Genomic DNA, 23,631 nt, shown 5'->3' on the forward strand with positions numbered 1-23,631 from the left:
GGGTGGTTCAGGCCGCGGCGGGCAGGTGCAGTGCGGCCCGGCGCAACCGGTCCTTGACCGCGTGCTCGATCAGCACGGGGATGTAGTCCCGCAGCGGGTTCCGGGCGAGAGCGAGCTGCTGCTCGTGCACGGTCTTCTCAATACTCGTCGGCGGTTCGTTGGGAAACTTCTTTTCCAGTCGCACAATGATCTGCTCGACCGCGCGGTCTTCCTCTTTTCGATTCACCCCTTCAGTCTCTGCCTGCTGACCGGCAGGGTCAAACGCGGAGGACGACTCCGTGCCGCGCCACGCTCAGGAACCATCCCGTACGGAGACCCGAAGTGAAAGACTGTCCGGGGCGGCGCCTGCCGCACTTCCTGGGAAGGTTCGAGATGACCGATGCACCAACACAGTCCGCGGAGGAACGCCTGCTGGACTTCCTCCTCGAGCAGGAGCGCAGCATCCAGTTCGATTCCTTCGGTTTCGCGGACGCCTGGGCGGTGGGTTCCCTGCTCGTGGAACTCGGACTCGAACGGGACCATCCGATCGCGATCGCGATCATGTTCGGGGACCAGCGGGTCTTCCACGCGTCCCTGCCGGGAGCATGCGCGGACAACGACGGCTGGCTCGAGAACAAGTTCCGGGTCGTGCGACGGTTTGCGAGCTCCTCGCTCGCCGTCGGCACCCGTTTCCGCGCGGCGGGCCGCGACTTCGACACCTCCTCCCGGCTTGACCCGCGAACGCACGCCGCGCACGGCGGCGCCTTTCCGCTGCGGGTGCGCGGGGCGCTCATGGGCGTCGTCGGGGTCTCCGGTCTCGCCCAGCAGCTCGATCACGACCTCGTCGTCGAGGCGCTCAGGGCACACCTGGTCACACGCGGCTGATACCCGGTCACGGCTCGCCGCACCGGCAGACGGTCAGTATCCGAACACTCGGGTTCCGCTTCCTCGGCGGTTGTGGGATTCTGGCTGAAAGCCCGACGCCGAGCCCCTGGAGTGCCCGTGATTCGCAGCCCTGAACACACCGAGGATGCCTCGGCCTCCGCCACTGATTCCAGGGACCGGATCACCCTGCGGTTCATGGCCGTGCCGCAGGACACCGCCGCCGACGGCATCACTGTCGCGGCAGGCAGTGTGCTCGAGTGGATCGACAAGGCCGCATACGCCTGCGCGGTCGGTTGGAGCGCGTCGGACACGGTGACGGCCTATGTCGGCAACGTGCACTTCACCCGCCCGATCCCACCTGGCAGCCTCGTGGAGGTCCGCGCACGTGTGATCCACACCGGGCGCACGAGCATGCACGTGCTCGTCGCCGTCGACACCGCGAACGTGCGCGAACGTACGTTCACCCCGGCCACGCATTGCATCCTCGTCTTCGTGGCGATCGACGAAGACGGGAAGCCCATTCCGGTGCCGGAATGGGTCGCGACCTCAGCAGCCGATCGTGAACTCGAGGAGAACGCCAAGGCCCGGCTCGCCTTGCGCCGCACCATCCAGAACACTATGCGATCCCAGGAATACACCGGGGTCGGCACCACTCCGCGTACGGTCTTCCGCTTCCTGGCCGCTCCGTCCGCCGCGAACTGGGGCGGGAACGCCCACGGTGGCACGGTGATGCGCTGGATCGACGAGGCCGCATTCGCCTGTGCGGCGAGCTGGAGCTCGGAGTCGGCTGTCGCCGTCTACTCCGGCGGCATCCACTTCTACCGGCCGATCCACATCGGCCACATCGTCGAAGTGGATGCACGGCTGATCCACACCGGGCCGAGCAGCATGCACATCAGCATCCGGGTGCGATCCGGCAGCCCGCGCACGCCGGAGGACCTCAAGCTCACCACGCAGTGCATGAGCATCTTCGTCACACTCGATTCGGATGGCCACTCGCGTGCGGTCGCCCCGTTGCCCCTCGACACCGACGAGGATCTGCGGCTTGATGCCCACGCTCGTGACCTGATCACACTGCGTGCCCAACTAGCGCCGGTACCCGTCGAGTTGATGCGACAGCCCTGACCCCGCCGGCTTCTTGCTGCGGGATACCCGATGGCGGTGGGCTCAGGCGCGGCTCACCGTCGCCTGCGTTACGGACACGAACGCGGGCTTCGGCCGGCCGAGCAGGTAACCCTGGGCGAAAGCGCAGCCGGCTTCCCGAAGCGCAGCGAGCTGGTCCTCGGTCTCCACTCCTTCGGCGACTACGTCGATGTCGAGCTTCTGCGCGAGCGCAATGATCCCCTCGACCAGGGCGACGGATGCTGCATCCGGCAGGTTCGCGGTGAAGGTCCTGTCGATCTTGATCTGGTCGACGGGCAGGGTGTTGAGCCAGGCCAGGGTCGAGAACCCGGTCCCGAAATCGTCGAGCGAAATGCACACGCCGAGCCGCCGGAGTTCGGTGAGGCGTTCCACGACGCCAGGAAGATCGATGAGGGCCCTGCTCTCGACGATCTCGAGGACCAGCCGCTCAGGACGGAGCCGGTTGCGGTTGAGGGCAGCGCGCACGGTCGGGATCAGCCGCGGATCGACGAGGGTGGCACTGGCGAGGTTCACGGCGACGTGCAGCGGTGCCTCCCCGATGGCGGCGAGGTCAGCGGCGTCGCCGAGGGCCGCGAGGTCGGCGAGCGCCTCGCCGAGCACCCACAGGTCCAGGTCGGCGACGAGGCCGGTCTCCTCCGCGAGCGGCAGGAAAGCGGCGGGGGCCAGCAGGCCCAGGCGGGGATGGTCCCAGCGGATCAGGGCTTCTGCCCCCACGACCCGGTCAGGGGAGGAAAGCGCGACGACGGGTTGGTAGTGCAGCCGCATCTCGGCCCGTCCGAGTGCCTCGACGAGCTCGCTGTGAAGTGAGGAGACCGGGTCGGTCCGGTTGCTGTCGTCCGCGAGGGCGACCTGGTTCCGGCCGGTCCGTTTCGCGTCGTACATGGCGGTGTCCGCGGCGGCGAGCAGCCGTTCTCCGCCATCCCCCGGGCCGTTGTGCACCGCGACCCCGATGCTCGCGGTGATGCGCAGGTCGTGGCCGGAGACATGGAAGGGCCGGTTGAGGCTGTCGACGACGCGATGAGCGAGGTGGACCGCCTGTTCGTGACCGGCAAGTTCGTGGGCGAGGACCGCGAATTCATCGCCACCGAGACGTCCGATGGTCGCCTCGGTACCCAGGCACCCGCGGAGCCGAACCGCGATCTGGCGGAGGAGTTCGTCGCCGGCGCCGTGACCGAGCACGTCATTGACCTGTTTGAAGTTGTCCAGGTCACAGAACATCACGGCGGTGCACGAGCCCTCCGCGCACGTCGACACTGCAGCATCGAGCTCACTCGCGAACAGCATCCGGTTGGCGAGGCCGGTCAGCGGGTCGTGCAGGGACTGGTGACGAACCGTGGCGAGGAGCCGGGCGTTCTGCAACGCGATGGCGCCCTGATGGCTGACGCCCTCGATCCGCGCGAGCGTGCTCGGCGAGATGCCCGAGGCAGGAGCGGAACGCCACCCGCCGGCGACGACGCCCATCAGCACATCGCCGGCGAGCAGCGGCACGATGATCGCCGTGGTCATTCCGCATTCCGCGAGGAGGCCGGCCAGTTGCGGGCTCGCGGTCGTCGCCGAGAGCGGGACCGGCCGCTGGTGGGCGAGGAGTTCGACCAGTTCGGGCGTCTGCGCGGCGGGGATCGGCGACGCGAGCACCCGCTCCCTCTGGGGCATATCGAGCCCGGCGGTTGCGACCGCGTGCATCACGCCGGGGCCGGCGTCCCAGAGCAGCACCGCGGCGGCATCGCAGCCGGCGATCGCCGGTACCGCGAGTGCGACGGCATCGGCGACGGCCTCGCTGCCATTGCTCGTCGCGAGCTCATGGGCGAGCACCAGCATGGCCGCCGCCCTGCTCTCTTCGCGCCTGCTGTCGTCGAGGGCCGTGAACAGGTCCAGCGCCGAGGCGGCGTGGCCGGCGTATGCCTCGAGCAGGGTCCTGTCCCCCTCCATCGCGGTGTGACCGAGGGAATAGAGTGCGGCAAGGCGTCCGTAGGTGCGCCGGCTGGAGGCCACGTCCACGATCACCGCCCGGTCGCCGAGGGCGTCGCCGTGGAGGATCCGCGCGGCGACCCTGGCCGCCTTGGGGGCATCGAGTCCCTGGAAGCGAAGCACGGGCTCACCGTGGTCGGACGTCATGATGAGCAGGTACGCCGGCGCAAGCACTGCAGACGACGCACGGGCGACGATGCGGGCGAGAACGTCGTCGACATCGTCGCTTCCGACGAGGTCTGCTGCGGCGAGCTGAACCTCCTTGACCTTCTCGCGCAAGAGCACAAGGGACCTGTTGGTCGGATGGGTCCATGACCGCAACGACCACCAGCGGCGCCGGGTCGACCACGTCACTTCGTAGACGCAACACTCATATCCGTCGCACTGGCATTCCGGGTGGACCACGATGGCGGTATTGAGCCCGAACATGGACGGCAGAGCGGCGAACAGGCCCTGGGCGTACTGGCAGTCGAGACGTGACGGACGATAGCCCTCGTGCAGCCGGTAGCGAAGGCTTGCCGACGTCCCCCGCACGGAAACGGAGTCCATTGTCGAGGTGGTCGTGAACTTGGGAATGAACCGCGGCAATTGGCGGTACACCGCTGCGGGTGATGCGAAGGCGCTCAGGAGCTGCACGAGCACCGGATGCAGCCCGTCGGTGACGACCGTCGAGCCCACCGTGTACATCGTGCGCGGGTCGTCAAGCACGGTCGTCGCGGCCTCGAAGAGCCGGATCCTGGTGTCGTAGCTCACCCAGTTTGCTGTGTCCTCAAGCCAGTCGATCGACTCCGTGACCCCGGCCCTGGCGAGGACATCGGCAACGGCAGCCACTCCGCCGTGTGCGCGCACATGGCCGAGGAGAAGGGAAACTGTCGTGCTCGACGTCTCCCGTGGCTCCAGTGTCATCATCGCCCCCTGTTTGCATACTATCGACTGGACCCGCACACGAGGCGGTCTGGAGCCGGCTGCTCAGCGGGCGAGGGCACAGCGGTCGGTCAGCCGGCGGTGCCGTCCGGGCTCGTCGCCGGGGTCGTCGCGGTGTCCGCAGCGGGAGCGGAGTACCGCATCAGCGACTTGTGCCGCAGGTTGTACTCGCGCTTGAGTTCATTCCAGCGCGGCAGTGAGACCTGGTTGGCCGGCGAAGCCGCGTTGGGTTCGCCTGACGATGGCGCTTCGGACACGGTGTTCTCAGTCCTCGTCGTCGTCACGCGTCGTCGCGACCGGACCGCGGCGGGCAGCGAACTCGCGCTTGAGCGCCGACCAGCGCACGGCGGACACGTAGTGGATGGTGGAGTTCTTCGTCACGTCGGCCATGGGTTCTCTCAGTCTCAAACGGTTGATGAACGGCGCGCCGCTGAGCCTGGTTCATTGTGTGAGCGATCGAGATTGACACGGTTTCGCATCCGTGGATGGAAACCCGACCCATCACGAGGGGTGGACGGGATCGCACATTCATGGTACATCCGCCGACCGGAATCCGGTCATCGAGGGAGGCCTGAACGGCGGGGCTGCATTGTTTCCTTGGATGACGGATGCCGGGACATCCGCCGGTCGCCGACCTAGGCTGCTGACAACCGAGATAGACACCGCGACACGAAGGGACAGAGACCACAATGACCCAGCAGCACCCCACCCTCCGGAAGATCCCGCGTCCCGACTGCTCACAGGGTCACACCTGCACCGGCAGTGCACCAGGTCATGCCCTTCCGCTGATCCAGCAGCGCGTGTCCGCGGCGACGCCGAGCAAGTGGCGCGACGCGATCGTGACCGCCGTCACCCACTCGGGCTGGCTCGCGTTAACGACCCTCGACGATCATGCCACGGTGTGGGTGTGGAACCACGCAGACCTCGGCGCCTCGGCCTCCGTCGGTGAACCAGTCGCACTGCACGACGTCTATCACGTGCTCGCGATCGGAGCCGAGCGCGTGAACGTGCTCCTGGCGCCGGTCGAGCTGTCGGGCTTCTCCGACCTCGTCGGCCTGTCCTAAGGGACCTCTGCTTTACGCCATCGGCATCATGGACTTCATCGCCGACATCATCCGCTCGCACGCGGCCGCGCACTGACGGCAGGCCTCAGCGCACATCTTGCACTCTTCGCTCATTTCGGCGTGCATCATGCACTCGGCGGCGCAGGCCATGCACATCTTCATGCAGGCATCCATCTGGGCCATCATGACCTGCATGTCGTAGCCGGAGGGGCGCAGCATCATTCGCATCATCGTGTGGGTCATGTCGGCGCAGTCGAGGCACATGCTCATGCACTTCGACATACCGGTCATGCCCATGGCCATCATGTCGTCCGCGCAGACCGTACAGGCCTGCTCGCACGCGCTGCAACACTCGATCATGTCCTGCATCGCCGCCATGTCGAGGCCGCTCATGCTCTTCATCGCCATCGAAGAGTCCATCATCTGCGCTGTCATGCTCATCATTTCCGTCATCCCGCTCCGGAAGCCCGGCGTCGGTCCGTGCCGGCTGATGACCGCGGCGTCCACGTTACGAAATGTTACGCCGCACGCTCACGCGCCCTCAAGGGGCGAGTGCCCTAGATTGTGGGAACAGACATTCCCGTGCGAAGGAGCACCATGACCGGCTGGCGGATCCGCGATTTCCACGCTGACGACCTTGATGGGATCCTCCGGCTCTGGCAGGAGGTCACCGAGACCAAGACAGAACCGGTCTACGGCCTGTCCGAAGTGCTCGCCTCCTGCCAGAAGGACCACGCCGTCGTCGCCATGCACGGCGACGAGGTCATCGGGGCCGCGGTCGGCCGTGCTGCGCATGCCCAGGGCTGGATCGTGTTCCTCGCGACCGCGCAGTCCTGGCAAAGCCAGGGCATCGGCACGGCCATGCTCGCAGCACTCGAATCGAAGATGGCCCCGCACGGCCTGACCAAGCTCTCGGCGCTGATGCCGGAGACCGAGAGCCGGGTCGACGCCTTCCTCAACCGCGGCTTCGTCGTCAAGAAGCAGCTGAGCTACTTCGAGCGCGAGATCCCGGTGCAGCGCGAGGGGCTGAAGGCGCTCGGTGAGCTCGGCGGGCGCATCCTGCCGCGCGATCTCTGGGCGGCCGTCGGCGGCATGCGCGCCGAGAAGGAACTCCTCGAGCGCCGGCTCGTGATGCCGCTCGCCGAACCGGACCTCGCCGAACAGTACGGGGTCGTTCCGCCCAAGGCCGTCGTGCTCTTCGGCCCTCCCGGAACAGGCAAGACCACCTTCGCCAAGGCGATCGCCTCCCGGCTCGAGTGGCCGTTCGTCGAGGTCTTCCCCTCCCGGCTGGCCGGCGACCCGAAGGGACTTGCCGGCGCCCTGCGGGAGACCTTCCTCAAGATCTCCGAACTCGAGCACGCCGTGGTCTTCATCGACGAGGTCGAGGAGATCGCGGCCCAGCGCGGCGGCGAACCGCCGTCGCCGCTGCAGGGCGTCACCAACGAGCTGCTCAAGATCATCCCGGCCTTCCGTGAGCGGCCGGGGCGCCTCCTGGTCTGCGCGACCAACTTCATCCGCGCCCTCGACTCCGCACTGCTCCGGCACGGACGCTTCGACTACGTCATCCCGATCGGGCTTCCGGATGCCGCGGCGCGCGCGGCCATCTGGGCCGGCTACGTGCCGGCGCTCGTCGCCGGCACGGTCGACTTCCGCGCCCTCGTCGCCGCGAGCGAGGGCTTCTCGCCCGCCGATATCGAGTACGCAGCCCGCCGCGCTTCGCAGGAGGCACTCGAACGGGCACTCTTCACCGCGGACGAGGTTCCAGCGGATGCGCCGAGCGGTCCCCGGACCGAGGACTACCTCGCGGCGATCCGTGCCACCCGTACCACGGTCTCGCCGCAGGTCGCGGCCGAGTTCCTCGAGGACATCGAGCGGCTCGCCCGGCTCTGACCGGTACCGGCAACCGGTCCGAATACCGCCCGACCTCGTCAGTCATCGTCGCGGAGGATCGCGTTCTTGCTGGTGAGCAGTACGGGTTTCTGGTCGGGGTCGAGTCCGGGTGGTGGGGTGAGCCAGTACTGGCCGGTGTCGTCGCGGGTGATGCGCCAGTGTTCGTTGTGGAGCCTGAGGTGGTCGGCCCGGCAGAGCAGGATGCCGTGGTCGAGGTTGGTCTGGCCGGTGTCGTCTTTCCAGTGGTGGATGTGGTGGGTTTCGGTCCAGGACGGTGGCCGGTCGCAGCCGGGCCACATGCAGCCGCCGTCGCGGAGGGAGAGGGCCGCGCGTTGGGCGGGGCTGAACGTGCGCTGTTCGCGGCCGAGGTCGACACCGCTGCCGTGGCCGTCGAAGGTGACGTCGAGGATCCCGGTGTCGTAGAGGTTGCGTTCGAGGGTTTCGGTGGAGACCGTGACCGCGGTTCCCTCGATGACGCCGGGTTGGAGCGCGGGTGCCGCGGTTTCGGGGTTCGCCGCAGCGTCGGCTGTGGGTGACGGGGCCTCGGTTGGCGCGGCATCGGTGGGTGTGGTTCCCGTGGGCGCGAAACCGGTGGGTGTGGCGCCGGTGGGACGAATGGTGACCATGCGGACCGCGGGGCTTCGTCCTCCGGCGATGCGTTTCGGGTCGGCTTTCACGCCGAGTTTCATCAGGGCCAGGAACGCGTCCGCGGTGAGCTGTTCGGTGGTGCGCGGGTCGTCCTGCACGCGCTTCGCCCACGCTGCCTGCTCCTTGTCCACGAACCGGACCCCGCCCCGGCGGGGACTGGTGATGGCGTCGTAGGTACTCATCAGGTACTCGCCGTCTTCGGCGGCGAACAACCCGACCATGCGCACCTGCCCTGTGTGGAGCCGCCAGAACCGCAACGACCGGTCGTCGTAGACGGCCTTCTCGCGGGCGGCGATGCCGGCCTCATCGAGCACGTCCCGCACCCGCCGGGCGCGCTTGAACAGCTGGTCAGCGTTCACCGTGCGCGCTTCGGCGAGGAGCCGGGCCAGGGCGGTCGCGAGTTTCTCCGCGGTGATCGCCCGGTCCAGATCGCCCAGGCCCTTCCGGAGCGAGTCCGCCTTCTCAACACTGAGCCAGCCTTCTCGCAACGCCCGGCCGATCGGCGCGTGCCACGGCGGAACCGCGGCCGCAGGCACCGGCGGGTCGACTGGCGGCAGGTCTGGAGCGGCCTCGTTGAGGGGCGGAGTCCCGTCGAGTAACTTCTGCGCCTCGGCGGCTTCGCGGGCGGCCTTCTCGGCGGCGTCGGCCTCGGCCAGCAGCCGGCCCACCCCGAGGAGCTTGACAGCATCGCCCTTGCTTGACCCAGACACGCTCTGCAGCAGGTCTTCCGGAGTCCGGAAGCCTTGCCGGGCCGCGAGCCCGTTCCCGCCGAGTTCAGCCCGGGAACGGCGGGCGAGGGTCGCCGCCATCCACGCGGCACACGTCTCCAGCGCCCGCCGGGAATCCGCGATCAACGCTTGCCCGGCAAGAACCTGCTCGTCGCTGAGCGCGTCGTAGTCAGCTGATGACCTTCCCAAGGCCGCGACAGCATCCGGCACCAGCACGGTGACGGGCGTACTGGGAGACGCACCGCCATGCGGCCGATCGGGCGAAGCGGGCGACTCCGGGAGGTTGGTCATGCCCCCACGTTACGACCCACCACCGACATTCTCTGAGCATGGCTCAGGTCTGTGGAAACTCTCGGTGATCAGGAATCTGATGGGGAGCCGCTGCGTCAGGCCTGACGGGGAGACTCCGCCATGAACTCGGCGAGTGTCGCCTCGATCGTGGCGAACGACCAGCGGTAGGCGGCCTCCCCGTCGCGCACGGCGAGCGCGTGCGCGAGCTCGTGGTGGCGGTGCGCCGACGGCGGCGTGTACGAGGTGATCGTGAACCGTTTCTCCTCTTCGCGGGTACGGAGCAGTGCGGCAACGGTGCTCGCGAAGTGCCCCATCACGGCATTTCCGGAGCCGCGCAGGATCAGGGTGTGGAAGTCGATGTCGGCCTCGAGGAAGCCGCGACCGTCACCGTCGCGGTCGGCGATGACCATTGCGTTCGCGGCCGCCTTGACCCCCGCGAGTTGCTCGTCCGTCATGGCATGCGCACTCAGCCGTGCGGCAACGGGCTCGATTCCGAGGCGCATTTCAAGCATCTCGCGCATCTGGGTGAAGTATTCGGGACCGCGGCCACGCCAGACGATGATCTGCGGGTTCATCAGTTCCCAGGAGGTTCGGGCCAGTACCTGGGTTCCGACACGCTGCCGCGGCTCGATCATTCCCAGTGACTGCAGTACCCGCATCGCCTCACGCAGGACCGACCGGGAGACCGCGAAGGTCTCACTGAGTTCGTCGAGGTTCAGGATGTCGCCGGGTGCGTAGCGCGCATCCACGATCGACTGGCCGACGGCATTCACCACCCGTGCGTGCAGGCCGCCCACACGCAGGGAATCCGTGACGGTGCCGCTCTGCATCTGCACTTCTTTCCATTGGCGTAGCCGGGAGGCCTCGGGGGCCCCACCGAGATCGTACCCACCACGCGGGCGTCGACGCGATTCGGGGGGTGGCGCGCGCGCACATCCTGTGCAACACTCAATTATCTGATTTATCAGACTATTGCTAATTTTTTGACGATGGGGTCGCAGGGACGCGGCCTCGGAATGGAATCTGAGATGAATCTCGCCCTTGCGGTTCAGACGGCCACACAGTCGGCGGTCCAGTTGGTCGTACACGCGGCCGACCCGATCAAACCGGCCAGCGGTGACGCCCAGCTGATCATCGCGGCCGTCGTCGGCATCGCCGTCATCATCACCCTCATCACCTGGTTGCGCGTGCACCCGTTCCTCGCCCTCGCGATCGGCGCCGTCGGCGTCGGCGTCGGCGCGGGACTCGCCCCGAGCGCCGCCGTGACGAGCTTCAGCACCGGCTTCGGCGGGACGATGGCGAGCGTCGGCATCCTCGTCGGCTTCGGCGCCATGTTCGGAAAGCTGCTCGCCGACTCCGGCGGAGCCGACCGGATCGTCGACTCCCTCGTGAGCCGGTCGACGACTCGCACCCTGCCCTGGGTGATGGCGCTCATCGGCGGCCTGATCGGCCTGCCGATGTTCTTCGAGGTCGGCCTCGTGCTGCTGATCCCCGTGATCATCCTCGTCGCCCGCCGCAGCGGCCTCTCCCTGATCCGTATCGCGATCCCGGCCCTCGCAGGCCTCTCGGTCATGCACGGCCTCGTGCCGCCGCACCCCGGGCCCCTCGTCGCCGTGACGACCCTGGGTGCCAACCTCGGCCTGACCCTCGCGATCGGCGTGCTCATCGCCATCCCGACCGTCATCATCGCCGGCCCGGTCTTCAGCAAGTTCGCGGCCCGCTGGGTCGACGTGCCCGTACCCGCACTGTTCCTCACCACAGCCGACACCGGTGAAGTGACCCACACCAAGCGCCCGAGCTTCTTCGTGACCCTGTGCGGCATCCTGTTGCCCGTCGTGCTGATGCTCGCCCGCTCGATCGCCGATGCCCTCGCGCCCGGGTCGACCGCGCCGCTGAACGCCGCGCTCGACTTCCTCGGCACCCCGATGATCGCCCTTGGCCTCGCCGTGATCTACGCGATGATCTTCTTCGCCCGTGGCGGCGGCATGACCCGTGCAGCAGTCTCCACATCGCTCTCGAACTCCCTGCCCCCGATCGCCGGCATCCTGCTCATCGTCGGCGCGGGCGGCGGCTTCAAGCAGGTCCTGATCGACACCGGGATCGGAACCGTCATCGCGAACGCCGTCGCAGGCAGCAGCGTCTCGATTCTTCTCCTGGCCTGGTTCGTCGCCGCGCTCATCCGCGTCGCTACGGGTTCTGCCACGGTTGCAACCGTGACCGCAGCCGGCATCCTCGCCCCGGTCGCGGCGACCCTCGGCGCAACGGATGTCTCGCTGATGGTTCTCGCCATCGGCGCCGGTTCACTGTTCCTCTCGCACGTCAACGACGCCGGATTCTGGCTCGTGAAGGAATACCTCGGCACCACCGTCGGGCAGACCCTGAAGACCTGGACGATCATGGAGTGCCTCATCTCCGTGACGGGCCTCGCCGGCGTGCTCCTCCTGAACATCGTGATCTAGCATGAGCGACACCGAACAGCTCTTCGAGAACCAGCAGCCCGTTCTTGTCATCATGGGCGTCTCCGGCTCCGGAAAGTCCACGGTCGCCGGGCTCCTCGCCGGCCAGCTCGGCTGGGACCTGGAGGAGGGCGACGACCTGCACCCGCAGGAGAACATCGACAAGATGTCGGCGGGGCATCCGCTCGACGACGACGACCGGGCGCCCTGGCTCGAGACGATCTCCTCCTGGATCATCGAGCACACCATGGCCGGCGTGCCCGGGATCATCACGTGCTCCGCGCTCAAGCGCAAGTACCGCGACGTGCTTCGCGAGCACAACGTGATCTTCGTGCACCTGACCCTGCCGACGGAGCTGATCCTGCGACGCCTCGCCACCCGGCAGGACCACTACATGCCGGTGTCGCTTCTCGACTCCCAGGTCGCGACCCTCGAGGCGCCCGGCGACGACGAACGCGCCATCACGATCGATGCGGGGCGTGCACCCGCCGCGGAAGCCGCGGAGATCGTGCGACGCCTCGGCCTGACCCCGCGTCCCGGATCGTCGAGCCTCGGAGCTCCCGCCCCCGGACAGTCGTCCGTGCACCCGGTCGCCGCGGTGGCCCAGAAGGCCAGGCCCTAACGGGCTTGCGCCGACCGCGCTACGTCTCCACGCAAACGACCCCCGCTCAGCCGGGGGTCGTTTGTGCGTGCGGGCCACGTTTGTCAGGTTATTCACCCCGGATTCCGGTACGGTATGCGTGTGTCGCTTCGGACGGAGCGATTCATCGCATCCGCTTCGACCGGATGCCGGCAGTGGGAGACGAGATGAGGCTGGCAGGCTTCTCCGCCTCGTTGCACCCTCACGGTGCTCCCCGCACCGCTGGTCTCCGTACCGCGATCCTCGCGGCCCTCGCCCTCATCGCGGTCCTCGCCTGCGTGCTCTTCGCCCACGCCGGCGCCGACGGCCAGGACGTGAACGTGCCCGCAGCGGTCAGCCCGATGGCGATGTCCACCTCCGCGACCACCTCCGGGTCGGCATCCAGCGCCTTCTCCGGCACCGTCGTCTCCGGGACCGTCCTCTCCGGCACACTCGCGCAGGCCGTCGCGCTCTCCGCTTCCGTCGCCGTGACCGCAACGGCGGCGGCGACCGGGATGGCCCGCACGATCGCGGCATCCGTCGGCCAGCGCGTGCTGTGCTTCGAGGGCAACTCCCTCGGCGGCGGCGCCATGGCCGCGATGTCCTGTTCTGTACTCCTCATCCTCGGCAGCCTCCTGCTGATCGCGGGCGGCCCGTCGGCCCTCGGACTCCTGTTCGCGGCCGGCGGTTTCGTGGTCGGCACCTTCCGCACCATCGCGCTGCACCTGCACCGCCCGAGCCTCACGCTGCTTTCCGTCAGCCGCATTTAGGTCGAATCCCGCTCCCGCGCTTCTCCGGCCCTCCCGCCGAACGGATGCGTTCCCCTGCCGTTTTCACCGGCACCCGCGGATTTCGACCCTGTGACCTGAATGGACTACTGAACATGTGCACATCTTCCTGCCCGACGATCCTGGACCGGACGGGGACGGCGTCGTGAAACGCGCCGGACTCTTCGGCAGGGGCGCGGCCCCTGCCGCTCCGACCGCTCCGACCGGTTCCGCTGCGGCGGGCCGCCTCGCCGACTTCGGCTACCTCGGGTCCCGAGAGGTCTACCTCGACGCCGCCTGCCAGAGCCTGCGCCCGCAGCCGGTGATCGACGCCGTGAACGAGTACTACACGAGCTACAACGCCTGCGGCGGCCGGGTCAAGTACGCGTGGGGCAAGCGGGTCGACGAGGAGGTCGCGGCAACGCGGACCGCCGTACTCGCCAGGCTCGGCCTCTCGGCGCGCAGCCATGCGGTCTCGTTCACCCTCAACACGACCTACGGCATCAACCTGCTGCTGCAGCAGCTCCCCCAGGGCCGTTTCGGCCGGGTCGTGACGAGCCACGCTGAACACAACTCGGTCTTCCTGCCGACGATGACCGTCGCGAAACGCCTCGGCCTGCCGAGGCTCGTGCTCGACAGGGCCCCAGACGGCGCCCTCGTCTACGACCCCGCGCAGCTCGAACGCGCCGTCGTCGTCGTGAACGCCGCCTCGAACATCGACGGCAGCACCCTGACGAACCTCGCGGACCTCGTCCGCGACACCCACGCCCGCGGCGGCATCGTCATCCTCGACGCCGCCCAGGCCATGGCCCACGAGCACACGCTGCTCCGAGGGACCGATGCCGACGCCATCTGCTTCTCGGCGCACAAGATGTACGGGGCGAGCCTCGGCGTCGTCGTGACCCGGATCGAGCTGCTGCGCTCCCTCGAGATCAGTTTCGTCGGCGGCGGCATGGTGACGGATGTCCGCGCAGACTCCTTCGACCTCGTCACGGACGACCCCGGCGCACTCCTCGAACCCGGCCTGCAGGCCTGGGGCGAGATCATCGCGCTCGGCCGCGCGCTCGACTGGCTCGGACACGTCCGCCCAGGCGGCCTGGCACCGCACGAACACATCGCGAGCCTCTCCGGCCGCCTGTTCGACGGCCTCAGCGCGATCCCCGGCCTCGTCGTGCTCAATCACGCCGCGAGCCCGGTCATCAGCGGCTACGCCCCGAAGCAGGATTCGCACCGACTCGCGGTGTTCCTCTCCCAGCAGCAGATCATGGTGCGCAGCGGCTACTTCTGCGCCCACCACGAGCTCAAGGAACGGCTCGGGCTTCCCCCGCTCCTGCGCTTCTCCCTCGGACTCCACTCCACTTCGGCGGACATCGACCGCGCACACGACGCCCTCGCCCGCCTCCTGAAAGGCCTTTCCTAAGTGTTCTGCATCGCAGCATTCATCGTTCTCCTGTTCATGGCGGCCATCTCGGCCCGTTATCGCAAGTACCTCGCGAAGGCGTGGAACTGTACGTTCCGCCGAATCACCTTCCGCCCGTGTGACACCACCTTCAAGCAGGACATGAAGGACCACATGCTCGCCCCGATCGCCGCGCGCAGGCCCGGCCTGGTCAAGCCCGCGAGCATCGGCCTCGAGGTCGTCGCCGTCCTGATCATCCTGACGACCATCTGGAGCGGGTACGAGGTCGTCAAGAGCGGCGTCAACCTCTACGTCTACGGAACCTGCAACAAGCAGGACTCAGCGTCGTGCAGCCTCGGCGCCGAGGCATGCTCCATTCCGGACCAGACCCCGGGCTTCGGCGATTCCCTCGCCGCGTGGGACGTGGTCGGCGCCTTCGGCAACGAATTCGCGAGCCTCGGCGAGACCTTCTCCGCCATCCCGAGCCGGATGCAGAACTGGGACGCCACGGCCTACCTGCCCGCGGACGCGACCTACCTGAACCCCTACGACGCGAGCAAGAAGACCGCGCTCGAGGTCATCGACCCCGGCTGCACATACTGCCTGCAGCTCTTCAACAACATCGAGAAGGCCGGATTCGGCGAGAAGCAGAACCTCAGCTACATCGCATACCCGATCCAGTCGGCGACCGGCTACAAGTTCAAGAACTCCCTCCTCGTCACCGAGCAGCTCGAGGCCCTGCGCCTGAACCCGCTCGAGGGCGCCACGACCCCGGTCGACTGGGAGATCCTGAAGCGCATCTACACCGAGAAGAACGACGCCGGGGTCTCCTGGCAGGTCTCGATCAACAGCATGGAGTCCGCGGACGCGAGTGCGCTTCTCCAGGGCTGGGAGCTCGAGTTCGGGCTCAGCCAGGCACAGGCCGACCACGTCGACCAGGTCGCGGCATCCGACCAGGTCACGCAGGTCATCGCGGCCAACAAGAAGACGGTCGAGGAGAGCATCCACACCGTGAAGATCCCGACGATCATCTTCGACGGCCGTCGCCACGACGGCCTCGTCTCCGTCGGCGACCTGGGCTAGCCCGTACGTGCGCTGAGGTGTCGCATCTCGACGTTAGATCCCAACGCGAACATCGATATGCGACACCTCACGGGGCTGAGAGCGGATGCCGGTGCTAGGGCTTCCAGACCATCAGCACGACGACCGCCACGAGCAGCAGGCTTGCGACACCGGAGCCTGCGGCGATCCGCGGGTAGCCGGCGGCCTTGGCGCCTGCGGCATCCGTCGCGAGCGACTCTGCTGCGGCCTTGAGCGCCGGCACGACGAGGAACAGGTTGATCGCGAGCGCGATCACGTAGAGCACGAGGGACAGCCACACCCAGGTCGATCCGAAGGTCCAGGCGTCGTCGGCCTCCTTGAGGCCGAGCGCCCCGAAACCGAAGAACGCGACCACGATCGAAAGCAACGTGAAGATATTGACCGACTTCGCGAGGGTCGCGACGGGACCCGCCTGCCCTGCCCGGATGGAGCGCATGGCGGTCATCGGGAGGATGGCCATCGGTCCGACGATGAAGACGGCGGCGACGATGTGCAGGACGTTGATCAGAATATGCATGCCTACAGGCTAGAGCCGTTCGGGTCAGGACGAGTGCACAACGCCGGGGTGGTCGGCGGGGAGGCCGTGGCGCTTGCCGGCGTGCAGCATCCGCAGGTTCTTCGTCTGCCAATCGCGCACGGCCTGGTGCTGCGGCTCGAGCGCGCGCAGCTCGGCGCAGGCCGTGACCTGGCGGCCGCAGGAGCAGAGCCGCGGCGTCGCCTCGTCGGCGTGGTGCAGCGTTCCGAGGCGCCAGAGCACGGCCATCGCCCAGTCGATCTGGTGCTGGGCGAGCTCGGCCCTCCGATCGGCGCGCTTGACGAGGTCGGTCTCGAGGATGCCGCGGAGTTCCGTGCCCGGCGCATGCTCGAAATCACGCGCCGCGATCCGGCGGAGGTCGTCGACCTGGCCGGTCAGCCGGGCGATGGCGGCGTCCTTCTCGGTGTCACTCGCCTGCGCCTTCTCGGCGAACCGCCGGTGCTTGTCCTGCTGCTCGGCGAACTGGCCGAGCCAGAGCTCGATGTGCTCGGCGTCGCGCCGCTCTGCCTTCTCGGCGCCGAGGTGGTGCAGGCACAGCGCGCAGACCACCTGGTCGCTCGCCGAACCGAAGGTGAAGGGCTGCAGCGACCGGCAGCAGAAGCACTGGGCGAGCACGGGAACGTACAGGGGATACGAGTGGGTCACGAGAGGATGTCCTTGGTCACGAATCGGCCGTAGGCGAGTGCCCCGAACACGAGGATATAGCCGCCCTGAAGCAGCGCATTGGCCCCGAACGACGTCCAGTCGATCGGCTGCCGCAACAGGTCGGCGAAGTCGAGCCAGTAGTGGCTGAACAGCCACGGATGCAGCCAGTCCAGTTGCGGGAGCGCGTCGAGCACCTGGGCGGTCACCGAGAGCACGATCGTCGCGGCCATGGCCCCGACGGGCACCTCGGTCAGGGTAGAGATGAACAGCCCGATCGCCGAAAGGCCGAGCAGGGACACCGTGACGTATGCCGCGATGAGGAGCGAACGAAGCACGGACTCGCCGACCCCGATGGTGTCACCGGAGAGCAGGGTGACCGGGCCGACCGGGAACAGGGCCGCGCCGATCAGGGCGCCGGAGACCGCGACGGTCAGTGTCGCGGCGACGCAGAAGGCCGCGGCGCCCGCGTACTTGACCAGCAGCAGGCGCACCCGCCCGGCCGGGGCCACGAGCAGGTAGCGCAGGGTGCCGAGGTTCGCCTCGCCCGCCACGGTGTCGCCGGCGACGACCCCGACGGTCAGCGGCAGGAAAAGCGGGATCGACACGATCAGGGCGGTGATCGCGACGAAGAGACCGTTCTGGGTGATCCGGTCGAGGAAGGCCGGGCCGCGTCCCGGCGTGACAGGGCTGCTGGTCAGCCGCACGGCGATGGCGATGAGCACCGGGATCGCGGCGAGCGCAGCGAGCATCGCCCAGGTGCGGCGGCGGCGGAAGAGCACGGTGAGTTCGGAGCCGAGGAGCGCGGCACCGGATGCCCCGCGCGGCCTGGCGACGGCGGTCGCGATCGCCGCGTGCCCTGTCGGCTCCGGCACCGATGCGGCCGGCCCTCTCGAGTCTGGCCCGGTCACGGCCGGCCCGGTCACTGCCGGTTCCCTGGGATCACTGGGCGACATCGAAGCCCTCCCCGGTGAGTGCGACAAAACGTTCTTCGAGGCTTGCGGCCGCGACGGTGAAGCCGCGCACGCGCACTCCGGCGGCGACGAGGGCAGCGACGATGTCTTCCGGCGCCGGTGCGGCAGCGGTCAGGGCGGCGCTCAGGTGACCGGGAGCTCCCGCAGCCGATACGAGCGTCACGGGAGTGAGCCCCAGCCGTTCGAGCACCTGCCTGGCCGCCACGGGGTCCGGCGTGTCGAGGCGCGCGTGGGCCTCGCCGGCGCCGCGGAGCTCGTCGAGGGTGCCCTGGGCCACGAGGGTGCCCGCGCGCATCACGGCGACGTGGCTGCACATCTGCTCGACCTCGGCGAGCAGATGGCTCGACACGAAAACGGTCGTGCCCTCCGCGGCGAGCGAGCGCACGAGGCTGCGCACCTCGCGGGTGCCCTGGGGGTCGAGCCCGTTGGTGGGTTCGTCGAGCACGAGCAGCTCGCGCGGCATCAGGAGCGCGTTGGCGATGCCGAGCCGCTGCTTCATGCCGAGCGAGTACGCGTGCACCTTCTTGCCTGACGCATGGGTCAGGCCGACGCGCTCGAGGGCGTGCTGCACCCGTGCGGCGCGGGTGGCCGCTGACGCGCCCGGATCCGCGGTATCGAGCCGACGCAGGTTGGCGGTGCCGGAGAGGAACGGATAGAACGCGGGCCCCTCGACGAGGGCGCCGACGCGCGGGAGCACCGAGCGCAGCGACCCGGGCATCGACCGGCCGAGCAGGCTGATCTCCCCGCTCGTCGCGCTCGCGAGGCCGAGGAGCATGCGGATGGTCGTCGTCTTGCCAGAGCCGTTGGGTCCGAGGAAGCCGAAGACGGAGCCCGTGGGCACGGCGAGGTCGATGCCGGCGACGGCGGCCTGGCGGCCGAACTGTTTGGTGAGACCGTGGGTTTCGATGGCCAGTTCGACGGATGCGATGGCGGGGCTCACCCTCCCACGGCGGCGGCCTGGAGACGCTCACTCGGAACGGCGCCGGCGAAGACCCGCCCGTCATCGGTGAGCAGCACGCTCACGAGGGCGGTCGAGATCACGCGCCCGCCGGTCACGGCGGTCGTCAGCTGGGCGAGGAGCGGCGAGGAGGACAGTTCGACGGGAACGGATCCGGCCGGGAGTTCGACGACGGCGTCCCAGCCGGTCCCGGAGATCGTTACGCCGGCGAGGAACTTCTCCGCCTCGGCCTTCATGGTCGCGTGGTCCGCGGCATCCTTCTTGTCGAGGCTCGTGGTGTCCGGGAGGGCCTGCTCGGTCACGCTCGCGCCGGCGGGCGGCGAGAACGTGAAGAGGGAGGCATCCGGTGCCCCCAGTGAGAGCTCGGTGAAAGCGAGCCGGAACGCCGGCTTCTCCTGCCCGCGGGCGGTGACCTCGACGGCGAGCGGCAGCCCGGTCTCGGAGTCGACCGAGATCGACACCGTTCCGACGAGGGTTCCGGTGGTCTTCGGGGTGAGCACGAGGTCGTAGACGCTCCGACCCGCGACGCTGCCGTCCGTGCCGACCGATACCGTCGTGCTCGGGTCGACCGCGGCGAGGAACTTCGCAGCGACCTCCTCCGGCGTGGCCATGCCGCCGTGGGTGGTCGCGTCCGTGTCCGCGGCGTCCTTCGCCGGCAGGGTCACGTGCGCTGCAGAGTTGTCCTTCGAGTTGTAGAGCCAGACGTCACTGCCGTTGCGCACGAGGTCGCGTTCGGCGAGGTTGTCGAGCACCTGCAGGCGGATGTTGTCCGGCCCGTTGAGGTAGACCCGCCCGGTGTGCGAGCCGGTCAGGAGTTCGAGCGCGGAGGCGGCGCCGGCGTTCCCGCTCGCGGTCGGCCCGGTCGTCGGCAACTCGGGCAGGCCGAGCTCCGAGGTCTGTTCGATGGTTCCGGAGAGCGCGTCGACGGTGCTGGTGCCGACGAGCGCGAGCACCTGCGCAGGCGTCTTGTCTGGCAGGTCTACGGCCGCCCCCGCGGTGAGGGGGACGGCGAGCGCGCCGACGGCGATGACGGCGGGGATGACGATGGCCGGAAGCCACTTCGTGAAGTTTCGGGGAGTCATGAGAACGACCCCTGAGTGTCGCGATTCATAGTCAGATCCTACGTCCGTCCGGCACGGCTCGCACGGCCGCGGGCAGGCAATCCGGGCGCGCTGGGCGAACTCCCAGCACGCCGCATCCGCTCACGGCGTGGGGGCGAGCGCGCGCAGGTCCTTCCGCAGGATCTTGCCGGACGTGGACTTGGGAATGACGTCGATGAACGCCACCTGCCGCACCTTCTTGTGCGGCGCCACCCGCTCGGCGACGAAGGTCATCACGTCCTCCGGCGTGAGCACGTGGCCGGGAAGCACGACGACGAAGGCCTTCGGCACCTCCTGGCCGTCGGCATCCACTGCTCCGACGACCGCGGCGTCCGCGATCGCGGGGTGGCTGAGCAGCAGGGCCTCGAGTTCGGCGGGCGCGACCTGGTAGCCCTTGTACTTGATCAGCTCCTTGAGGCGGTCGATGATCGTCACGTATCCCTCAGCGCTCACGGTCGCGATGTCGCCGGTGTGCAGGAAGCCGTCATCTTCGAGGATCTCCCGGGTCGCCTGCTCGTTGCCGAGGTAGCCGAGCATCACGTTCGGGCCGCGCACGAGCAGTTCGCCCGGTTCGCTCACCCCGACATCGGGAAGCGCGATGGCGAGCCCGGTCTCCGGGTCGACGAGCTTGCACTCGATGTTCGGGAGGGCGAGGCCGACGACGCCGTGCGGGATGTCATCGCGGCCCCGGGGCATCGCGTGCGAGATCGGGCTCAGCTCACTCATGCCGTAGCCCTGGCGCACCTGGCAGCCGAGGCGGTCGGCGACGGCGTGGGCGAGCGAGGCGTCGAGCGGCGCGGCGCCGGAGAACAGGGTCCGCAGGCTCGACAGGTCGTAGTCGTCCACGAGCGGATGCTTCGCAAGGGCCACGGCGATCGGCGGCGCGATGAACACGTAGGTGGCCCGGTAGTCCTGGATCAGCCGGAGGAATTCCGGGAGCTCGAAGCGGGCCATCGTGATGACCGTCTCGCGGGCCGCGAGGGCGATGTTGAGCAGCACCGTCATCCCGTAGATGTGGAAGAACGGCAGGACGGCGAGAACGCGGTCGTCCGGGGTGCCCTCGAGCACCGGAATCGCCTGGGCGACGTTGGCCACGAGGTTGCGGTGGGTGAGGATGACACCCTTCGGCCTGCCGGTGGTTCCGGAGGAATAGGGCAGCACGGCGACGTGGGTTGCCGGGTCGAACACCACGACCGGCGCGGGGTGACCCTCCAGGATGAGGTCGGCGAGGGACAGTCGCGAGCCGTCGTGATCGAGCAGGGCCACGGCATCCGCCGCCAGGCCGGCGAGCGTGGCCGCCTCGCTCGCCTGGGGCAGGAACGGTGTGACGGTGAAGAGCAGCCTTGCCTGCGAGTCGCGCAGCTGGGAGGCGATCTCGGCGGCGCCGTAGAGGGAGTTGATGGTCGTCGCGGTCGCGCCGGCACGGAGGATGCCGTGGAACATGATCGCGAAGGCTGTCGAGTTCGGGGCGTGCAGGGCGACGACGTCTCCGAGGCCGATTCCCCGGGCAAAGAGGGCGCCGGCAACGGCGTCGATGCCGGCAAGGAGCTCGCGGTAGCTCGTCGACAGGCCGGTGGCCGCGTCGATCATGGCGGTGCGGTCCCTGTCCTCCTCGGTGATCGAGCCGAACAGGTAGTCGTAGACGCTGAGGTCGGGGATCTCGACGTCGGGGTGCGTGCTGGCGATGATCATCGGTATCTCCTTCGATACGGTGTGCGAGCGGGGCAGGGTACTGGGCAGGTATATGTCGGGACTGGCATGGAGCGACTCAGGCATATCGAAGCCAGGCATATACCCGGTCGAGAGTCATGCCCGGAAGGCCGAAAGGAGGATCGCGGGCGTCTTCCACCAGGACGGCCGGCTGACGAATTCGGTCAGGAGTCGGCTGGTCTTCGGCGCGCTCCGCGCGCTGACGAACCACGGCGGCTTCGGGAAGAGCGCGAATTCGCCGTGCCAGACCGAACGGGGGAAGGGCCGGAACGGACCGCGGACGATGGTGCGTTCGGTGTCGGCGAGCAGGAGCGCGTTGTGCACAACGCCGATGCCGCTCTGCACGTCGGTGAGCGAGTGGCCGGGGAAGGCCCCCCACGGCGCTGCCGCGGTGAGGAACCCCACGCCTGTCCAGGCGTTGACGGCGATCGTGCCGTAGCGCAGGCGCTCGAGCGCAGCGGTGAACCCCGTGCCGAGCCGGCGGATCGTGGCCGGGGTGCCGAGGATGTTCGCGCCGAGGGTGCCGAGGAAGTCCTCGTTTGCCGCGGTGACCGCGGCGTCGAGGAAGGCCTGTCCGGTCCCGTCGAGTTCGATGACGCCGAGCACGGGAGCGAAGGCCTCGACGCCGATGAGCGCGGCTGGGTCTGCCGTGCCCGCCTCGATCAGCAGACGACCGCCGTCCGGGCCGAGCCGGGTGGCCTCGGGGTAGGCGGCGAGCGCGGCGTGTACCCGGGCGTCGCTGCCCGGGTACCAGGGCGGCCGTGCGGGCGCCGCGGCCAGGGCCGCCCGGAGCGCCGCGAGGAATTCCGCCTTCTGCGGCCATTCGCGGCTGAGCACGACCACCTGACCGGCGATGCAGTTGTAGCCGCCGTTGTGCAGGCGCTGGGTGGCCACGTGCTCGGCCTGGAAGATCACGTCCCGTCGACTCCATTTCCCGGGGAGGACGATGATCGGCGCGACCCCGCCGAGCTCGCTCGTGATGGGCTTCTGCAGCAGCGGGGTGCCGGCGGCGCGCCGGGCGCGGCCCTCTGCGCCCGGGCCGAAGACGACGACATCGTGGGTCGCCGCACTTCCGGTGATGTGCACGTGGCTTACGCCCTCGTGGTGGGCGAGGTACCCTCCGACCGCCGCGCCGCCCGAGACGATCGAGAGCAGTCCCGCCTCGATGAGGGGGGCGAAGGCATCCGTGTAGACCGGAGAGAGGGCGTCGAGCACGGGATTGAGTTTGAGCACCGAGACCCGGTTGTGCGCGATCAGCTCGTAGAGCACGTCGAGCGGCGGGATCGACGTGATGTTGCCGGCTCCCAGCACGAGACCGACTCCCCCGGTGCTGGACGGATGCCGCTGGCCGAGCCCGGCACGCGAGCGCGCCTCCTCCTCGGTCACGCCCGGCCTGAGCCAGGCCTCAGCGGAGAACCCGTGCAGCAGGAGCGCCTCGAAGGGAGTGCCCGGGAGCACGGGGACGGTGATCCGGCCACCGGGGGCGCGCCCGAAGCGGGTGGCCCGGAGTGGGCTCTCACCGCGATCGAGGGCGCTGATCGAGTCCTGCAGGGTCGCGAGGTTTGTCAGCACGACGTAGGGACCGGACAGCCACTCCTCGCCGACGAGCGGGGAGTCCTGGTCGAGCCCCTTGGCGAGGGCCGCGACCCGAACCCAGCGCTCGGCCTGGGCCGCGACCGTGGCGGCGACGGCAGCGAGCAATGCGGAGCGCGCGGCCAGGGGCATGTCCGCCCAGCGGGCAACGCCCGCGGCGAGGCCGGAGACGAGCGTGTCGAGGGCCGCGCGGTCTGCCGCGGAGAGCTCGTCGGCGGGACGTTCGTTGACGGCGGTCGGTTCGGTCGAGGTCATCA

The 23,631-nt window shown here is 68.8% G+C and carries 23 protein-coding genes; 9 read left to right on the plus strand and 14 right to left on the minus strand.

The window, feature by feature from the left end; all coding sequences use genetic code 11:
- Nucleotides 1-7: 7 nt before the first annotated feature.
- Entirely contained in the window at nucleotides 8-226 is a 219-nt protein-coding gene (locus RHM57_RS17230) for a three-helix bundle dimerization domain-containing protein (RefSeq protein WP_134449237.1), read from the minus strand.
- Between the two features lie 146 nt (nucleotides 227-372).
- On the opposite strand from RHM57_RS17230, the gene RHM57_RS17235 reads away from it, so the two are divergent.
- Nucleotides 373-864, plus strand: a complete 492-nt coding sequence (locus tag RHM57_RS17235) for a heme-degrading domain-containing protein (protein WP_134449238.1) — start codon at nucleotides 373-375, stop codon at nucleotides 862-864.
- A gap of 117 nt (nucleotides 865-981) precedes the next feature.
- Nucleotides 982-1,989: an acyl-CoA thioesterase gene (locus RHM57_RS17240; RefSeq protein ID WP_241985123.1), complete on the plus strand. Its 1,008-nt coding sequence runs from the start codon at nucleotides 982-984 to the stop codon at nucleotides 1,987-1,989.
- A 42-nt stretch (nucleotides 1,990-2,031) separates the two neighbouring features.
- On the opposite strand, the gene RHM57_RS17245 is transcribed toward RHM57_RS17240, so the two are convergent.
- The 3 genes from RHM57_RS17245 to RHM57_RS17255 all read right to left on the minus strand — a co-directional run bounded on the left by RHM57_RS17245 (nucleotide 2,032) and on the right by RHM57_RS17255 (nucleotide 5,289).
- Nucleotides 2,032-4,881 (minus strand): putative bifunctional diguanylate cyclase/phosphodiesterase, encoded by a 2,850-nt coding sequence (locus tag RHM57_RS17245; protein ID WP_166787374.1) that lies wholly within the window; start codon nucleotides 4,879-4,881, stop codon nucleotides 2,032-2,034.
- Between the two features lie 89 nt (nucleotides 4,882-4,970).
- Nucleotides 4,971-5,156 carry a hypothetical protein gene (locus tag RHM57_RS17250; protein WP_134449240.1) on the minus strand — a complete coding sequence of 62 codons (186 nt, stop codon included), beginning with the start codon at nucleotides 5,154-5,156 and terminating at the stop codon, nucleotides 4,971-4,973.
- Nucleotides 5,157-5,163: 7 nt separating this feature from the next.
- Entirely contained in the window at nucleotides 5,164-5,289 is a 126-nt protein-coding gene (locus RHM57_RS17255; RefSeq protein ID WP_255454126.1) for a hypothetical protein, read from the minus strand.
- Between the two features lie 299 nt (nucleotides 5,290-5,588).
- Here RHM57_RS17255 and RHM57_RS17260 point away from each other — a divergent pair, with 299 nt between their 5' ends.
- Complete coding sequence (locus RHM57_RS17260) at nucleotides 5,589-5,963, plus strand: hypothetical protein (protein ID WP_134449241.1); 375 nt, start codon at nucleotides 5,589-5,591, stop codon at nucleotides 5,961-5,963.
- A 12-nt stretch (nucleotides 5,964-5,975) separates the two neighbouring features.
- On the opposite strand, the gene RHM57_RS17265 is transcribed toward RHM57_RS17260, so the two are convergent.
- A complete protein-coding gene (locus tag RHM57_RS17265; protein WP_241985124.1) occupies nucleotides 5,976-6,470 on the minus strand; it encodes a hypothetical protein in 495 nt (164 codons plus the stop codon).
- A gap of 90 nt (nucleotides 6,471-6,560) precedes the next feature.
- Here RHM57_RS17265 and RHM57_RS17270 point away from each other — a divergent pair, with 90 nt between their 5' ends.
- Nucleotides 6,561-7,853, plus strand: a complete 1,293-nt coding sequence (locus RHM57_RS17270) for an ATP-binding protein (RefSeq protein ID WP_134449242.1) — start codon at nucleotides 6,561-6,563, stop codon at nucleotides 7,851-7,853.
- A gap of 38 nt (nucleotides 7,854-7,891) precedes the next feature.
- On the opposite strand, the gene RHM57_RS17275 is transcribed toward RHM57_RS17270, so the two are convergent.
- A complete protein-coding gene (locus tag RHM57_RS17275) occupies nucleotides 7,892-9,520 on the minus strand; it encodes an HNH endonuclease signature motif containing protein (protein ID WP_322188926.1) in 1,629 nt (542 codons plus the stop codon).
- Between the two features lie 95 nt (nucleotides 9,521-9,615).
- Nucleotides 9,616-10,350, minus strand: coding sequence for a FadR/GntR family transcriptional regulator (locus RHM57_RS17280; RefSeq protein ID WP_134449244.1), 735 nt, complete (start codon nucleotides 10,348-10,350; stop codon nucleotides 9,616-9,618).
- Nucleotides 10,351-10,548: 198 nt separating this feature from the next.
- Between RHM57_RS17280 and RHM57_RS17285 the strand changes: the two genes are divergently transcribed.
- The 5 genes from RHM57_RS17285 (at nucleotide 10,549) to RHM57_RS17305 (ending at nucleotide 15,844) form a co-directional block, all read left to right on the plus strand.
- Nucleotides 10,549-11,979 (plus strand): GntP family permease, encoded by a 1,431-nt coding sequence (locus RHM57_RS17285; RefSeq protein ID WP_134449245.1) that lies wholly within the window; start codon nucleotides 10,549-10,551, stop codon nucleotides 11,977-11,979.
- A gap of 1 nt (nucleotide 11,980) precedes the next feature.
- Nucleotides 11,981-12,598 (plus strand): gluconokinase, encoded by a 618-nt coding sequence (locus RHM57_RS17290; RefSeq protein WP_134449246.1) that lies wholly within the window; start codon nucleotides 11,981-11,983, stop codon nucleotides 12,596-12,598.
- A 185-nt stretch (nucleotides 12,599-12,783) separates the two neighbouring features.
- Nucleotides 12,784-13,365 carry a hypothetical protein gene (locus RHM57_RS17295; protein ID WP_134449247.1) on the plus strand — a complete coding sequence of 194 codons (582 nt, stop codon included), beginning with the start codon at nucleotides 12,784-12,786 and terminating at the stop codon, nucleotides 13,363-13,365.
- 115 nt (nucleotides 13,366-13,480) lie between these two features.
- Entirely contained in the window at nucleotides 13,481-14,782 is a 1,302-nt protein-coding gene (locus tag RHM57_RS17300) for an aminotransferase class V-fold PLP-dependent enzyme (protein WP_134449248.1), read from the plus strand.
- Entirely contained in the window at nucleotides 14,783-15,844 is a 1,062-nt protein-coding gene (locus tag RHM57_RS17305) for a hypothetical protein (RefSeq protein ID WP_134449249.1), read from the plus strand.
- Between the two features lie 94 nt (nucleotides 15,845-15,938).
- Here RHM57_RS17305 and RHM57_RS17310 read toward each other — a convergent pair whose 3' ends face one another.
- From RHM57_RS17310 to RHM57_RS17340, 7 genes are all read right to left on the minus strand, one after another.
- A complete protein-coding gene (locus RHM57_RS17310) occupies nucleotides 15,939-16,379 on the minus strand; it encodes a DUF2269 family protein (protein ID WP_134449250.1) in 441 nt (146 codons plus the stop codon).
- A 24-nt stretch (nucleotides 16,380-16,403) separates the two neighbouring features.
- Nucleotides 16,404-17,042 (minus strand): hypothetical protein, encoded by a 639-nt coding sequence (locus RHM57_RS17315; protein WP_134449251.1) that lies wholly within the window; start codon nucleotides 17,040-17,042, stop codon nucleotides 16,404-16,406.
- Nucleotides 17,039-17,887 (minus strand): ABC transporter permease, encoded by an 849-nt coding sequence (locus tag RHM57_RS17320; protein WP_277612984.1) that lies wholly within the window; start codon nucleotides 17,885-17,887, stop codon nucleotides 17,039-17,041. Before RHM57_RS17320 ends, RHM57_RS17315 begins: the two co-directional genes overlap by 4 nt.
- 94 nt (nucleotides 17,888-17,981) lie before the next feature.
- The gene (locus RHM57_RS17325) at nucleotides 17,982-18,953 is read right to left on the minus strand and encodes an ABC transporter ATP-binding protein (RefSeq protein WP_322188928.1); all 972 of its coding nucleotides are present in this window, start codon (nucleotides 18,951-18,953) and stop codon (nucleotides 17,982-17,984) included.
- Nucleotides 18,950-20,053 (minus strand): LolA family protein, encoded by a 1,104-nt coding sequence (locus RHM57_RS17330; RefSeq protein ID WP_322136890.1) that lies wholly within the window; start codon nucleotides 20,051-20,053, stop codon nucleotides 18,950-18,952. Before RHM57_RS17330 ends, RHM57_RS17325 begins: the two co-directional genes overlap by 4 nt.
- 120 nt (nucleotides 20,054-20,173) lie before the next feature.
- Complete coding sequence (locus RHM57_RS17335; protein ID WP_416173118.1) at nucleotides 20,174-21,760, minus strand: AMP-binding protein; 1,587 nt, start codon at nucleotides 21,758-21,760, stop codon at nucleotides 20,174-20,176.
- Between the two features lie 117 nt (nucleotides 21,761-21,877).
- The gene (locus tag RHM57_RS17340; RefSeq protein WP_322188933.1) at nucleotides 21,878-23,629 is read right to left on the minus strand and encodes an aldehyde dehydrogenase family protein; all 1,752 of its coding nucleotides are present in this window, start codon (nucleotides 23,627-23,629) and stop codon (nucleotides 21,878-21,880) included.
- Nucleotides 23,630-23,631 lie beyond the last annotated feature (2 nt).

This window comes from Cryobacterium sp. 10S3 (assembly GCF_034344045.1).
GTDB classification, from domain to species: Bacteria; Actinomycetota; Actinomycetes; order Actinomycetales; family Microbacteriaceae; genus Cryobacterium; species Cryobacterium glucosi.

What these genes read in the sequence shown, in the direction of transcription:
- RHM57_RS17235 (WP_134449238.1), top strand. Translation starts at nt 373, where the DNA reads ATGACCGATGCACCAACACAGTCCGCGGAGGAACGCCTGCTGGACTTC.
- RHM57_RS17245 (WP_166787374.1), bottom strand. Translation starts at nt 4,881, where the DNA reads ATGACACTGGAGCCACGGGAGACGTCGAGCACGACAGTTTCCCTTCTC.
- RHM57_RS17255 (WP_255454126.1), bottom strand. Translation starts at nt 5,289, where the DNA reads ATGGCCGACGTGACGAAGAACTCCACCATCCACTACGTGTCCGCCGTG.
- RHM57_RS17260 (WP_134449241.1), top strand. Translation starts at nt 5,589, where the DNA reads ATGACCCAGCAGCACCCCACCCTCCGGAAGATCCCGCGTCCCGACTGC.
- RHM57_RS17270 (WP_134449242.1), top strand. Translation starts at nt 6,561, where the DNA reads ATGACCGGCTGGCGGATCCGCGATTTCCACGCTGACGACCTTGATGGG.
- RHM57_RS17275 (WP_322188926.1), bottom strand. Translation starts at nt 9,520, where the DNA reads ATGACCAACCTCCCGGAGTCGCCCGCTTCGCCCGATCGGCCGCATGGC.
- RHM57_RS17280 (WP_134449244.1), bottom strand. Translation starts at nt 10,350, where the DNA reads ATGCAGAGCGGCACCGTCACGGATTCCCTGCGTGTGGGCGGCCTGCAC.
- RHM57_RS17285 (WP_134449245.1), top strand. Translation starts at nt 10,549, where the DNA reads ATGAATCTCGCCCTTGCGGTTCAGACGGCCACACAGTCGGCGGTCCAG.
- RHM57_RS17290 (WP_134449246.1), top strand. Translation starts at nt 11,981, where the DNA reads ATGAGCGACACCGAACAGCTCTTCGAGAACCAGCAGCCCGTTCTTGTC.
- RHM57_RS17295 (WP_134449247.1), top strand. Translation starts at nt 12,784, where the DNA reads ATGAGGCTGGCAGGCTTCTCCGCCTCGTTGCACCCTCACGGTGCTCCC.
- RHM57_RS17310 (WP_134449250.1), bottom strand. Translation starts at nt 16,379, where the DNA reads ATGCATATTCTGATCAACGTCCTGCACATCGTCGCCGCCGTCTTCATC.
- RHM57_RS17330 (WP_322136890.1), bottom strand. Translation starts at nt 20,053, where the DNA reads ATGACTCCCCGAAACTTCACGAAGTGGCTTCCGGCCATCGTCATCCCC.
- RHM57_RS17340 (WP_322188933.1), bottom strand. Translation starts at nt 23,629, where the DNA reads ATGACCTCGACCGAACCGACCGCCGTCAACGAACGTCCCGCCGACGAG.